This window comes from Bradyrhizobium quebecense (assembly GCF_013373795.3).
GTDB lineage: Bacteria > Pseudomonadota > Alphaproteobacteria > Rhizobiales > Xanthobacteraceae > Bradyrhizobium > Bradyrhizobium quebecense.
Window position 1 is genome coordinate 8,025,566 of record NZ_CP088022.1, and the last position, 13,758, is coordinate 8,039,323.

6 protein-coding genes and 2 pseudogenes are annotated in these 13,758 nt (G+C 65.8%); 2 read left to right on the forward strand and 6 right to left on the reverse strand.

Annotated elements, in window-relative coordinates; translation table 11 throughout:
• Positions 1-327 precede the first annotated feature (327 nt).
• From HU230_RS38255 to HU230_RS38275, 5 genes and pseudogenes are all read right to left on the reverse strand, one after another.
• Positions 328-3,387, reverse strand: a pseudogene (locus tag HU230_RS38255) (beta strand repeat-containing protein); the annotation flags it as partial.
• A 255-nt stretch (positions 3,388-3,642) separates the two neighbouring features.
• A pseudogene (locus HU230_RS38260) lies at positions 3,643-3,871 on the reverse strand (thioredoxin domain-containing protein); the annotation flags it as partial.
• 55 nt (positions 3,872-3,926) lie between these two features.
• On the reverse strand, positions 3,927-7,226 hold the full coding sequence (locus HU230_RS38265; protein WP_176533781.1) for an efflux RND transporter permease subunit: 3,300 nt from the start codon (positions 7,224-7,226) through the stop codon (positions 3,927-3,929).
• A gap of 169 nt (positions 7,227-7,395) precedes the next feature.
• Complete coding sequence (locus tag HU230_RS38270) at positions 7,396-9,207, reverse strand: caspase family protein (RefSeq protein ID WP_176533780.1); 1,812 nt, start codon at positions 9,205-9,207, stop codon at positions 7,396-7,398.
• 117 nt (positions 9,208-9,324) lie between these two features.
• A complete protein-coding gene (locus tag HU230_RS38275; protein ID WP_176533779.1) occupies positions 9,325-9,930 on the reverse strand; it encodes a gamma-glutamylcyclotransferase in 606 nt (201 codons plus the stop codon).
• Positions 9,931-10,117: 187 nt separating this feature from the next.
• Between HU230_RS38275 and HU230_RS38280 the strand changes: the two genes are divergently transcribed.
• On the forward strand, positions 10,118-11,305 hold the full coding sequence (locus HU230_RS38280; RefSeq protein ID WP_176533778.1) for a DUF2125 domain-containing protein: 1,188 nt from the start codon (positions 10,118-10,120) through the stop codon (positions 11,303-11,305).
• A gap of 206 nt (positions 11,306-11,511) precedes the next feature.
• Here the strand turns inward: HU230_RS38280 and HU230_RS38285 are convergent, their stop codons facing one another.
• The gene (locus tag HU230_RS38285; RefSeq protein ID WP_176533777.1) at positions 11,512-11,829 is read right to left on the reverse strand and encodes an antibiotic biosynthesis monooxygenase family protein; all 318 of its coding nucleotides are present in this window, start codon (positions 11,827-11,829) and stop codon (positions 11,512-11,514) included.
• A 317-nt stretch (positions 11,830-12,146) separates the two neighbouring features.
• Between HU230_RS38285 and HU230_RS38290 the strand changes: the two genes are divergently transcribed.
• The gene (locus HU230_RS38290; RefSeq protein ID WP_210284314.1) at positions 12,147-13,715 is read left to right on the forward strand and encodes a hypothetical protein; all 1,569 of its coding nucleotides are present in this window, start codon (positions 12,147-12,149) and stop codon (positions 13,713-13,715) included.
• Positions 13,716-13,758: the final 43 nt, after the last annotated feature.

Consider the following 13,758-nt stretch of genomic DNA (forward strand, 5'->3'; position numbering starts at 1 on the left):
GCTGGTCCGCAGTCCGTAGTTGCCGCTCCCGGCGAGGACGCTGACCCTGGCGCCGGACAACGTCGCGAGTCCGCTCGCCACGATGCGGTCGCTTTGCCCGCCGGCGTTGACGTCCGCCTCGTAGATCGCGCCTGGCGCGAACGCGAGATTGCCGGCGACATTGAGCGTGCCGATCGCGTTTCCCGGCGCGATGGTCGCGCCCGCGGCGAGCGCCACCGGTCCGACCGTGCCGTTGCCTTGCAGCCGCGCGTCGGCGTCCACCGCGAGCGTGCCGCCGAGAACGCCGTTGACCGCCAGCGTGCCAGCCGAAACCGTGGTCGCGCCGCTGAACGCGCTGCCGTCGCCGCTGAGCGTCAGCCGTCCGTCGCCGCTCTTGGTGAACGGACCGCTGCCGCTGATGGCGCCGCCGAAGTCGACGACCGTGCCGCCGCCGGTTGTGATCGAGCCCGCGCCGGTGAAAGCCAGCCCGCGAGCAGCGGTGAAGCTGCCTTGCGTGCTCAGCGTGCCGCCATTGAACGTGACGCCGCTGCCAGCCGCCCCGAGGTTGTTGTCAGCAGCGACCTGCAGCACGCCGCCGCTGATCGTCGTGCCGCCCTGATAGGTATTGGCGCCTGCCAGCACCAGCGTGCCCGCGCCGGATTTCGTCAGGCCGCCGGCCCCGGTGACGGCCTGGTTCAGCGTGAACGTGTTCGCCGCGTCGGCGATATCGAATCCGCCGCCGCCTGCCGCAAGCGTGACCGCGCGGGACGTCGTCGTAAACGACGTGCCGGTAACCTGCAGCATGCCGCCCGTGAATGTCAGCGCGCCGGAGGCAAGTCCCAGATTGGCATCCGACGAGACCGAAAGGGTGCCGCCGGCGAGAATCGTGCCGCCGCTGTAGCTGTTGCTGCCGGTCAGCACCAGGGTGCCGCCTCCGGCCTTAGCCAGCGCGGTGCCGCTGCCATCGGCGATCGTCGACGCGATCGTGGCCGAGATGTTGCTATCGACATTGAACACGCCGGTATTGCCGCTGGCCGGCGCGATCGCCAGGGTGCCGCCGCTCAGCGTGTAGCCATTGGTCGAGAACTGCAGCGTATCGAAGCTCCGTGTGCCCGCCACCGCCACCGTGCCGCCGGCCGCGCCGGCGAACACGCCGACCGATCCGCCCCATGTGCCGTTGATCGCCGCCTGTCCGGGTTTGCCGGTCCAGTTGGTGCCGCCGGCGCTCCAGGTTCCCGCACCGCCGTCGACGGTGCCGTTGCCGGTGCTGTCGGCGCCGTCCCAGAACTGCAGGTTCTGTCCGGTGCCAAGCACCGAGAGGTTGACCTGGCCAGGAATCGTGGTCTCCAGCTGCGCGCTGGCGATGGTGAAGCCAGAGCTGGTGGAACTGAGGGCCTTGGCAGCGAAATCGCCGGACAGCGCGCCGCCATAGGTGAACAGGCGATAGAAGCCCGCCGCGGCGATCCGCGCGTCGAGGGTACCGCCGAGCGTGAGGTTGCTGCTCACGTTGACGAGATCATTCCCGGTCCCCTGATTGCTGCCGCCGACCACGCCCGGCGTGTTCAGCTCGAAGATCGAGGTAGCTCCCGCATTGAGAGCGAGGTTGCCGGCAACCGTCAGCGTGCCCGGCGAATTGCCAGCCGAGAGCGTCCCGTTCACCACGGTGGAGGACACCGTGCCGGAGCCGCCAAGCAGTGCGCCGGCTGCGACGGTGACACCGGAGGAGGCGGCGATCGAACCGTTCACATAGAGCGAGCCGCCGCTCACCGTGGTGGCGCCGCTGTAGGTGTTGTGGCCCGACAGCGTCAGCGCGCCGGTGCCGACCTTGGTCAGCGCGCCGTCGCCGTCGATACGGCCGGCGAACACGGCGTTGCCATTGCTGGTTCCTGTGGTCAGCAGGCTTGCTGAACTCAGCTGGACGAAAGAGCCGTCGCTGCCGGCCAGGGATCCAATCGTCTGATTGACCCCCTGCAGCAGACCCGAACCGGCATCATGCAGCGTGATCCCCACGGACGTTGACAGCCCATTGGCCGTCCCGAGGATGAAAGTGCCGCCGTTGTAGACGTCGATGGTCGGCGTATTCAGCAGAGTGCCGCCGGTGGTCAGACGCAGCACGCCGTTGTTGATGACAGTCGATCCGGAGTAGCTGTTGATGCCGTACAGATCCTGGTAGCCCGTGCCGGTCTTGATGAGGCCGCCGAAGCCGGTGATGTTGCCGAAAAAACCCGAGTTCTGGTTGGCGCCCCCGACCGTCAGCGTCGCCGAGCGCAGGGCGATCGTCGTCGCGGAATTGCCATTGATGCCGCCGACGCTCTGATCGAAGTTGTTCAGGTCGTAGGTGCCGCCCCACACGACGAGTGTGCGGCTGTTGGCTATGGCATTGGCGGTGCCCATCAGCAGCGTACCGGCGTTGATCGTGGTGTCGCCGCTGTAGGTATTGGAACCGCTCAGGGTGAGGGTGCCGGTGCCATTCTTGGTCAGGCCGCCGGGACCGGAAATGACGCCGGAGAAGGTGGTGGTGGTATTGTCGTTGCCGGAGGTCAGTGTCTGCCCCGCGGCGACCGCCACGTTGCCGGTTCCGGCCAGCGAGCCGACGGTTTCGCTGGTGTTGAGGTTGTATGTTCCGTCGACCGTGAGCCGAGCAGTGGCCAACATGGTTGCGCCGCCCGAGGTCGTCAGCGTCGCGTCGCTGTTCACATGATAGGCTCGGATGCCGCTCGCGGTCCCGCTCCAGATTGTGGTTCCATAGAATTCGAGCAGGCTCGCGCCGAGGATGCTGCCGGCATAGTTGCCACCGTCCACGGTGATCGGGGCAGAGAGGCTTCCGATCGTACCCGCTCCCTGAAGGTTGCGGACACTCCCGGCATAGACATTGAAGTCAAGGACAGCATTCGCGGCCACCGTCGTGCCGGCGAAGGTGGAGGGCGCTGCGCCGAACTGCGAGGATCCCGCCCGCACATAGCCGCCGTCGATGTACAGCGAGGGTGGACTGCTCACCGCATTGCTGACGAACCCGTTAATGACGATGGTGCCTTGCTCGCTGGCGGAGCCGAGGTGCAGCACCGCGTTCCGGCCGAGCCTATCGATGTTGATGCCGACAGAGCCGCCATTCTGGGCCGAGAGTGTGCCCGACTGGTTGTCGTCGACGTTGATGGCTCCCGCAATGCTCGCGAGCGAGGCCGCCGCACTGAGTTGGCCGCCCTGCAGATAGATCGGTGAGGCAAACTGGTTGGGGCTGGAGATCACCTGATAATTGGTGATGTAGGTCTGCGCATAGCCCGCGCGGGTATCGACGGCCAGCCAGGCGGCGGTTGCCAGCAGCGCAGCGCGCCACGAATGCACGAGACCGGTCCTACGGGTATGAGAATTGCGGGACGTTGATCGGCCCGTCATCGGCATTCGCGCCATGTTGTCAACCACGTCTTCTGAAGGTCCGCAATCGCACCTTCACCACGAACACTTGTTACTTGAGCTCCGTCCGGCAAGCAACGCATCGTGAAGAACATGCAGCGATTGGACGCTGTCGTACCAAGTTACCGTGAACGGCCCCCGGTCAGGGACCGTCAGGCGCGAAACATGCACCGGGAATTACAGCAGGAAGCCGCACGCCGCGTTCGCAGAAGCTCTCGCGAATTGCTGGGGCGGCTCAGCTTGTCCCATTCGCATCGCCGCGTGGTGCTCGAACATGGTGTGCAGCCCGATCACCTGGAGGTCGGAATGCTTGAACAGCTCGAATGCGCGCCAAGCCTGCGGCGTACCGTGGAGAGACGCAACCGGGACACAGCATCTGGAAGGCGTGCAGCAGCACCGGGCGGCCGCGTCGCCCGGCCAGGGTCGGCGGCTCGCCGGTGTTGAACCAGCGCGACGCAGCGATATCAGGTGCTGGAGTCACAGCTCGGTTCCTCTTGCCTGCCACCTTGCGGCAGGTTGGCAAGACCGGCGGCCTGTCAACGGCCGGCCGCGCTGGCGGCGGCCCGCCGTGCGCGCCGCGCCGCACGGCGGCGCTGGGTCCAGAGTCTCGCGCGGTCGAGATAGAGATAGACCACCGGCGTGGTGTAGAGCGTCAGGATCTGGCTCAGGATCAGTCCGCCGAAGATCGCGATGCCGAGCGGCTGGCGCAGCTCGCTGCCTTCGCCGAGGCCGATCATCAGCGGCACCGCGCCGAACAGCGCGGCGAGCGTCGTCATCATGATCGGGCGGAAGCGCATGAGGCAGGCCTCGTAGATCGCATCGCGCGACGACAGCCCGCGCTGGCGCTCGGCGTCGAGCGCGAAATCGATCATCATGATCGCGTTCTTCTTCACGATGCCGACCAGCAGGATCACCCCGATCATGCCGATAATGTCGAAATCGGTGTGCGACAGCATCAGCGCCGCCACGGCGCCGACGCCGGCCGAGGGCAGCGTGGAGAGGATGGTGAGCGGGTGGACGTAGCTCTCGTAGAGCATGCCGAGCGAGATGTAGATCGTCGCGAGTGCTGCGAGTATCAGGAACAGCTCGTTCGCCAGCGCCTGCTGGAAGATCTTCGCGGAGCCCGCGAACCCGCCGGAAATGCCCGCCGGCATGCCGAGCGCATGCATCGCGTTCTCGATCGTGGTGGTCGCGGTACTGAGCGAGACGCCCGGCGGCAAATTGAACGAGATGGTGCTGGCGACCAGCAAATCCTGGTGGTTGACCGCAAGCGGCGTCTCGCCATGCTCGAAGCGGGCGACGCTCGACAGCGGGATCATCGTCTCCGCGCTGGTCGAGACCGCGGTTCCGGTCGAGGCGACGCCCTTGCCGGTGGCGCCGATCGAGTTGGTCGCCTGATTGCGCACCACATTGGCGGCGACCGAGCTGATCGAGCTCTTCTGCGACGACGAGGCCACCGTGCCGGCCACCGCATTGGTGCTCTGCGTGCCGGTCGCCGATCCGCCCGAAGTCGAGATGTAGACCTCCTTCAGCGTCTGCGGGTCCTGCGAGAAGCGCGGCGCGACCTCCATGATCACGTGATACTGGTTGCGCGCGACGAAGATGGTCGAGACCTGGCGCTGTCCGAACGCGTCATAGAGCGTGTTGTCGAGCTGGCTGACCGTGATCCCGAGCCGCGAGGCGGCGTCGCGATCGATCACCAGGTTAGCTTGCAGCGCCTTGTTCTGCTGGTCGGTGTTGACGTCGGCGAGCGTCGGCTCCTTCTGTAGCGCGGCAACGAGCTTAGGCGTCCACTCGTTCAGCTCCTCGAAGGTCGAGCCCTTCAGCGTGTATTGATAGGCCGCATTGCCCGAGCGTCCGCCGGCGCCGAGATCGCCGATCGATTGCAGGAACAGGGTGGCGCCCGCCACCTTTGCCAGGGGGTCGCGCAGCCGCTCGATCACCTTGTCGGCGCGCAGCTTGCGTTCGTCCATCGCCTTTAGCGACGCGAACACGGTGCCGGTGTTGGTGCCGCCCGGACCCACGCCGCCGCCGCCGGTGAAGCCGACGGCGGTATCGACCGCCGGATCTGACTTCACGATGTCGATGAACTGGGTCAGCTTCTGCTGCATCAGCTGGAACGAGGTGCTCTGGTCGGCCTGGATCGAGCCGATCAGCAGCCCGGTATCCTGTTGCGGAACGAAGCCCTTGGGCACCACCGTGTAGAGATGGACGTTCAGATAGAGCGTGCAGCCCAGGATCAGCATCACCAGCAGCGGATGCCGCAGCGCGAGGCCGAGTGTCGCGCGGTAGCCGCTCAGCATCAGCTCGAAGGCGCGCTCGTTGATCCGGTAGATCCAGCCATGCGGCTGGCCTTCCTCCTTGCGCAGCAGTACCGCGCACATCATCGGCGTCGTCGTCAGCGAGACCACCAGCGAGATCACGATCGCGATGGTGATGGTCATGGCGAATTCGCGGAACAGGCGGCCGACCAGGCCGCCCATCAGCAGGATCGGTACGAACACCGCGATCAGCGACACGCTCATCGACAGCACGGTGAAGCCGACCTCGCGGGTGCCGACCAGCGTCGCCTCCAGCCGCGACATCCCGGCATCCAGCTGACGGGCGATGTTCTCCAGCACCACGATGGCGTCATCGACCACGAAACCGGTCGCCACCGTCAGCGCCATCAGCGAGAAGATGTCGAGCGTGTAGCCCAGCAAATACATCACGGCAAAGGTCGCGATCAGCGACACGCCGACCGCCACCACAGGCACCAGCGTGGCGCGGGCGTTGCGCAGGAACGCGAACACGACCAGGATCACCAGGGCGACGGCGATCAGCAGCGTGATCTCGACATCGTGCAGCGAGGCCCGGATCGTCTTCGAGCGGTCCATCGCCAGCGTGATGTCGATCGCGGGCGAAACCGAGGCCTTCAGCTGCGGCATCAGCCCTTTTACGCTGTCGACCATCTTGATGATGTTGGCGCCCGACTGCCGGTACACGATCATCACGACGGCCGGCTTGCCGTTGGAAAGGCCGAGCGTGCGCACATTCTCCACGGAATCGATGACGTCGCCGACATCGGTCAGGCGCACCGCCGCGCCGTTGCGGTAGGCGACGACCAGCGGCCTGTAGTCGGCGGCCTTCCGCGCCTGGTCGTTGGCGTAGATCTGGTAGCGCTGGTCGCCGACGTCGATGCCGCCCTTCGGGCTGTGCGCGTTGGCGCTCGAGAGCGCGGCGCGGACGTCCTCGAGCCCGATGCCGTATTTGTAGAGCGCCGGCGGGATCAGCTCGACGCGCACCGCGGGCAGCGAGCCGCCGCCGACCGAGACTTCGCCGACGCCCTCGACCTGCGACAGCTTCTGGGCCAGCACGGTCGAGGCGGCGTCATAGAGCTCGGCCGGGGTCAGCGTGTCCGAGGTCAGGGTGTAGATCAGGATCGGCGCCGAGGCCGGGTTGAATTTGCGGTAGGTGGGGTTGGCGCGGAGGTTGGTCGGCAGGTCGGCGCGCGCGGCGTTGATCGCCGCCTGCACGTCGCGCGCGGCGCCGTTGATGTCACGGTCGATGTCGAATTGCAGCGTGACGCGGGCAGAGCCGAGCGAAGACGTCGAGGTCATCTCGGTGACGCTGGCGATCTGGCCGAGGTGGCGCTCGAGCGGGCTCGCCACGGTGGAAGCGACGTCGGCCGGGCTGGCGCCGGGCAGGGTCGCCTGCACCATGATGGTCGGGATGTCGACGTCGGGCAGCGGCGATACCGGCAGCTTGAAAAACGCAATGATGCCCGCCACCACCAATCCAAGAGACAGTAGCGTGGTGCCGACCGGCCGGCGGATAAAGGGGGCGGAGAGGTTCATTGCATCAGTGTCGATGTTCGCGGATGAGCTTCTATCCGTCCGCGCCGCGATGCAAAAGCTTAAATGTCACAGGCCGCCGCCATACGCCCGCCGCGATTTATCGGATCGCAACAGACGCCTGACGATGGCCGTATTCCCGATTGCTCGTTCTCGACCGCGCGGAGGCGGACTACTTGGCTGCATTCTGGCTCGCGCTGACAAAGTAGAAATCCTCGCTTCCCGGCACCGAACCGTAGCTGAAGGGCTGCTGCCGCCGATCCGTCGCCGCCATGACGTCGTCGCGCACGAGGTCGAACAGCTTGCGGATCTCGATCCGAGGGGTCTGCATGCGCTTGATCAGGGCGGTCACGAACGGGCTGTGGCCGCCGTCGCCGTCGAGCGCGACCTGGCCGTGCTTGGCGGCGTAGACCACCAGCGTGCCGCTGTCGGGTTCGACCTGGGCCAGTCCCCTGCCGATGGAACGTGACGCGACGGTGCGCTTGATCTGGTTGGCGAACGGATTGTCGCGACAGGCATCGAGAATGACGAGATGCAGCTTGCGCGCCCCTTCGGTGGCGCCCATCACCTGGGTCAGCGCGACGGCCTCGAACGGCACGTCGCGGTCGGTCGCGAGTTTCGCGTCGACCGGCACCAGATAGTTCTCGCCCGCCATCTCCATGCCGTGCCCGGCATAGTAGATCACGGCCCAGTCGGCGCCGTCAGCCGCGTTGGCGAATGATTTGAGGGCTTCGACCAGGCTGTCTCGCGAGGCGTCGGTGACGAGGCGGACATCCTGAAAGCCCACCGCGCGCAGCGTGTCGGCGATCGCCGCGGCGTCCTGGCCCGGGTTCGGCAGCACCGGGACGGATCGGTATTTCGAGTTGCCCACGACGAGGGCGATGCGCCGTTCGGTCGTTGTTGCCTCCTGGCCCGCGCCGATCGGCGGGATCGGAACGGCCGCGGCGAGCGCGGGGGCAGGATTGGCCGGGCCAGGTTTGGCCGCGCTGTGATCCGCAACGACGCTCTTCTCCGTGATGGCGACCTGATCCAGCCGTTGCAGGCCTTCCCTGGCGACGCGCTGGCCCTGCGTGCGGTCGAGCTGATCGAGGCCGATGACGTCGAGCGCATGCCGGAAGTCGGCGCGCGCACCCTCGACATCGCCCTTCTTCTCGTCGGCGAGGCCCCGCCGCGCGTAATTCAGCGCGCCCTGTGCGTTGAGTTGCGTGGCGTGGTCGTAGTCGCGCATGGCCTGGTCGAGCTCGCCTCTGCTGGCCAGCGTCAGGCCGCGCAGCGAGTAGAACTCGGCTTGCCCATCCTGGATGCCGATCGCGCGTTCGATATCGCGCGCGGCATTGTCGAGATCGCCGGCGCTGATCTCGACCACGGCCCGGCAATAATAGGGGCCGGCTGCGCGGGGCGCGAGCTTGATCGCATCCTGGCAATGCAGCGCCGCGAGCCGGTCCTTGCCGCTGAAATCATAGACCAGCGCGCGATTGACATAGGCGTACCAGGAGTTGGGATCGAGCTCGATGGACTTGCCGTAATCGGCCAGCGCGCGATCATAGTCCCCGGTGGCAACGAACAGCTCAGCGCGATTGTTGAACCAGCCGGCGCTGAACGGACCGGCAGGCTTGAGCCGGATCGCCTGATCGAAGTCGCTCAGCGCGCGGTCATAGTCCTGGTTTTGCAGATAGACCTTGGCCCGCTGGCCGTAGGAGGGCGCAAACGACGGATTGATTGCGATCGATTGATCGTAATCCGATTTGGCTTTCTCCAGATCGCCCTTGTTATGCCAGGCCAGCGCCCGGTTGTAATAGGTGATCGCGAGGTCGCGTCCCCTGGGATTGGCCGCGATCAGGCGGGTGCAGGCGGGGATCGCGATCTCCGGGTGCGGCTCTTTGGCGTCGCACGCCGCGCCATCCTCTCTCAGACCGGCATGAGATGGTGAGTTCAGCAGCAACAGCAGGCCGAGCGCGGCGAGCTTCAGCAATGAGGGGCGCATTCCAGTCATTCCATTCCAGCGACCAGAAATTGAAACCACAATATTGTTCGCGCCGTGGCAAAATTCCGCGAACCGGTTCCTCAATGCGCGAGATCGACGCCAATGGCGCGGCCGCACTCAGACCGAATCGAGCCCGTCCGCCGCACGTGCATCGCGATGCAGCGGGCCGGAATCATGCAGCATCGTCGCGAGCTGGTGCAGTTGCGCGTCGCGAAAGCCCTGCTTCTCGATCGCCGCGACGGTCGAGAGCACGTAGTCGCGGTTGTTGCCGGAGCGGCCGTGGCCCTGCTGCACCAGGCGCAGTTGCTCGGAGAGCGACAGTCGTCCGGCATATTGCACATGGCCGCGATCGACCACATAGGCCAGCGCGGAGACGCGATCGCGCGCCGCATTCTCCAGCCACACCGAGCGCATCACCTCGCGGTAGACGTTGGTGGTCTGCTCGCGCGCCCGCAAATAGGCGATGGTGTCGTGGCGCTGGCGGGCGGCGACGCGGAACGCGATGCCGCGGCAGGCGCCGCCGCGGTCGAGGCCGAGCACCAGGCCCGGCTTCTCCGGCGTGCCGCGGTGGTCGAACGAATAGACGCAGAGCGCGCGATGCTCGCCGATCAGCCGCGCCGGCACCTGCTCGAGGAACTCGAAGCCCGGTTTCCACATCAGCGAGCCGTAGCCGAACACCCAGAGGTCGCCGTCGGTTTCGGAATGGGGAGGATTTGCTGACATCGCGCAGATGGGCTAGCAGAACACGCCGTCGAAGCGAAGCAGATTCCGTGACGCTTCCAAGGGTTACGTAAGGGTTACGCAAAGGTTGCGCGAGGATTGCGCAAGAGGTGCGCAAGAGGTGCGTAAGGGTTGCCCCCAGGTTGCTGCCGCTTCGATTTTGACAAATTCGCCAGCCAAAGGACGCCGCATGTCCGATTTGAACTCCGCCCCCCGCCGTCGCTCGCGCTTCGGCCTCTATGCCGTCCCTGTCGTGGTCCTGATCGCCGCGGTGCTCTGGAGCGGCTTCTGGTTCTTTGCCGCCTCGCAGGTCGGCGTGCAGGCCGATGCCTGGCGCGCGCAGGAAGCCAAGGCCGGCCGGGTCTATGATTGCGACAAGCGCTCGGTGGCGGGCTACCCGTTCCGGCTCGAAATCCGCTGCGAGCAGCCCAGCGTGATGCTGGTGTCGCAGACTGCCTCGCCGGAAATGTCGTTCGTGGCGCGGCTGGTCGAGATCCTGGTCGTGGCGCAGATCTATGATCCCAAGCTCGTGATCGCGGAGTTCAAGGGCCCCGCCACGATCGCCGAGCGCAACGCACAGCCGACGCTACAGGTCAACTGGAGCCTGGGCCGCAGCAGCGTGGTCGGCCTGCCGGCGGTGCCGCAGCGCGCCTCGCTGGTGTTCGACAATCTCGCCATCGACCGCACCGGCGGTCCCGCGCCGACACCGCTGATGCGCGTCAATCACATCGAGCTGCACGGCAGGCAGGTCGACGGCTCGGCGCCGGACAGCTCCGCGATCGAGACCGTGCTCCAGATCGCCGGCGGCACCTTGCAGGACGTGCATCCGCTGCTCACCCAGCCGTTCAACGCCGACATCCATGCGCGGCTGAACGGCCTGAAGGATTTCTCGCCGAAGCCGTGGCCGGATCGCTTCCGCGAGATCCAGGCGGCCGGCGGCAGCGTCGAGATCCAGCAGTCGCGGATCGAGCAGGGCGACGTGCTTTCGGTCGCGGCCGGGACGCTCCGCCTCAACGCGCAAGGCCGCATCGAGGGCGAGCTGCAGATGACGGTCGCCGGCCTCGAGCGCGTCATCCCTGCGCTCGGCATCGACAAGATGCTGGAGGAGGGCGTGCCGCAGTCCACGCTCGACCGCGTCGCACCGGGCGTGAAGAGCCAGGACCTCAGCAATCTGTTCGGCGCGCTGGATCGCGCCATCCCCGGCCTCGGCAAGGTGATCAAGCAGAACGCCAATGCCGGCATCTCCGCCGGCATCAATTCGCTCGGCACCGAGGCGACGCTCGAAGGCAAGAAGGCGCGCAGCTTCCCGCTGCGCTTCGCCGACGGCGCGGTGTTTTTGGGTCCGCTGAAAGTCGCGCAGATTCCACCGCTGTTCTAAGGGTGACGCTGCGAAGACATCCGTCATTGCGAGGAGCGATAGCGACGAAGCAATCCATGCTTCCGCATATGCGTCGCGATGGATTGCTTCGCTTCGCTCGCAATGACGGAGTGAACTCGCGGGGCGGGTTAGGCGAAGCCGTAACCCGCCGTTGTTCACCGCCAGCTGTACGACGGATAACGCTACGCTAATCCACCCCACGCCCGTTACGCATGCTCAAACGGGCCGACTTCGCGGATCACCTTACAGATCTGCAGGAAGCCGCTGGCGTAGAATTCGGCATGTCCGCGCTGCATGGTTTCAACATGGTCCGGATGATGGCGCCAGGCTTCGAGCGCTTCTTCCGAGGCAAAGCGAAACAGGGTGAGCTCCTCGCCATCCGCCGCCTTGAACGATTTCACCGACAGGAATCCCGGAAGGCGGCTGACGATTTCGTACATGCGTTCGCCCAGCCGGTTGTATTCCTCGAGCGAGGCGTCATCCCGTAACTTCAGGTCACCGACCACAATGACTTCACCGATCATCTTGCTGTCCTTCGTCCATCGCATGTCCGTGGCAGCCTGAAACGGGTGCCGAACGACAATTCGGTCTTGCGACCGGTGTTGTTACACGTCCGCCATCGTTCACCGCGGGCTGAGAGGCGAATTGTGCTGCGCAAGATCCACCCTCCGCACTGCGCGGACACCTTATTCCCTCGCGCGCGATATCGTCCGTCGCGGCAAAACATTCCCGCGGCGACGATGAGAAAAACGTGACCGGAATATTGCGGGCCGCCGCGAATATCAGTCCCCGAATACCGCTCTCTCTCGCCTGAGGAAACAACCTCGTGTGGAGGGAAGCGATGCGAATTCTCGGGGGGATTCTGCTCGGCAGCGTGCTGTTGTCGGCAGGTCCAGCGTTGGCGGACGACGATGCGTCGGAGCTGAAGGCGTTGAAGGCACGCCTCAGGCAGCTCGAACAGAAAATGGAAGTGCAGGCGCGCAAGGAGGAGGCGCTGGCGGCAAGACAGAGCGCAATGCAGAACACGCACATGGCGGCCAAGGCGCCGGTGCCGTTCGATCCCTGCGCATCGGGCAAGCTCTGCTACAAGGGCGTCACCTTCACCTTCGGCGGCTGGGTCGATCTCACCGGCATCTATCGGACCCGCAATCTCGCCTCCGACACCGGCTCGGTCTACGCCTTCATTCCGTTCCCGCAGAGCAAGAACTTCAACACCGGCGAGTCGCGCTTCTCGGCGCGGCAGACCCGCTTCTCGGTGCTCGCGGAGGCCGAAGTCTTTGCCAACACCCGCGTCGCCGGCTACGGCGAAATGGATTTCGAAGGCGCGGCGCAGACCGCGAACTCGGTCGCCACCAACTCGTTCAACCCGAGGCTGCGTCAGGCCAGCGTCGAGGTCAGTCGCACCGATCTCGGCCTGCACGTGCTTGCCGGTCAGAGCTGGTCGTTGAATGCGCCGAGCAAGGCCGGCATCGATCCGCGCTCGGTCGATGCGCCCGGCGTGATCGATTTCGAATCGGTGCCCGGCTTCCTCGCCGCGCGGCAGCCCGGCATTCGTGTCTGGCAGGACATCGGGCCCGAATTCAAGCTCGCGGTGTCGGCGGAAAATCCGCAGACGTCGTTCTTCGGCGGCAACACGCCGCTGGTCGGCACGCCAGCGGTTGGGCCACAGGGCGTGCTCAATCCGAACCTCCTGGTCAACCTCACCGGGCCGGGCGGCAGCTTCTTCAACAACGCCAACAATGTCAGCCTCAATCACGTGCCTGACTTCACCGTGAAGGGCGCGTGGGATCCGCGGCTTGGGCCCTACAAGCTGCATGTCGAAGGCTGGGCGATGTATCGCGACTTCTACGATCGCTTCAACTTCGCCAATCACGACGTCAACACGGTGAGCTTCGGCGGGCACTTCTCGGCGGAGATCGTGCCGAAGCTCTTGGAGCTGCAAGGCTCGGCGTCGCACGGTGCGCTCGGCCGCTTCACCGCCGCGCCGTTCCCGGATGCGACGGTGCGCCAGGACGGCTCGATCCAGCCGCTGCCGATCACGGCGTTCCTGCTCGGCACGGTCTGGCACACCACGCCGTCGCTCGATCTCTATGCCTATGCCGGCCTCGAGAAGACCAAGGCGACGTTCTCCAATGTCGGCACGGTGCCGTTCGGCTACGGCAACCCGCTCTACAACAACCTCGGCTGCAACATCGAGAACTCGCCGGCGGCGACTTGCAACGGCAACACCTCGGAGGTCAGGCAATACACCGCCGGCTTCTACGACACGATCTTCAAGGGCGACTACGGGGCGATCAAGGCCGGCATCCAGTACTCCTACAACCAGCGCTTCGCTTTCGCAGGTGTCGGCGGCGCGCCGAAGACCGACGACCACATCGTCATGACCCAGATCCGCTACTACCCGTTCTAGGACTCCGGTTACCTCGCCCCGCGTGCGGGAGAGGTCAGATCGC

What these genes read in the sequence shown, in the direction of transcription:
- HU230_RS38285 (WP_176533777.1), bottom strand. Translation starts at nt 11,829, where the DNA reads ATGATCGGTGAAGTCATTGTGGTCGGTGACCTGAAGTTACGGGATGAC.
- HU230_RS38265 (WP_176533781.1), bottom strand. Translation starts at nt 7,226, where the DNA reads ATGAACCTCTCCGCCCCCTTTATCCGCCGGCCGGTCGGCACCACGCTA.
- HU230_RS38270 (WP_176533780.1), bottom strand. Translation starts at nt 9,207, where the DNA reads ATGCGCCCCTCATTGCTGAAGCTCGCCGCGCTCGGCCTGCTGTTGCTG.
- HU230_RS38280 (WP_176533778.1), top strand. Translation starts at nt 10,118, where the DNA reads ATGTCCGATTTGAACTCCGCCCCCCGCCGTCGCTCGCGCTTCGGCCTC.
- HU230_RS38275 (WP_176533779.1), bottom strand. Translation starts at nt 9,930, where the DNA reads ATGTCAGCAAATCCTCCCCATTCCGAAACCGACGGCGACCTCTGGGTG.
- HU230_RS38290 (WP_210284314.1), top strand. Translation starts at nt 12,147, where the DNA reads ATGCGAATTCTCGGGGGGATTCTGCTCGGCAGCGTGCTGTTGTCGGCA.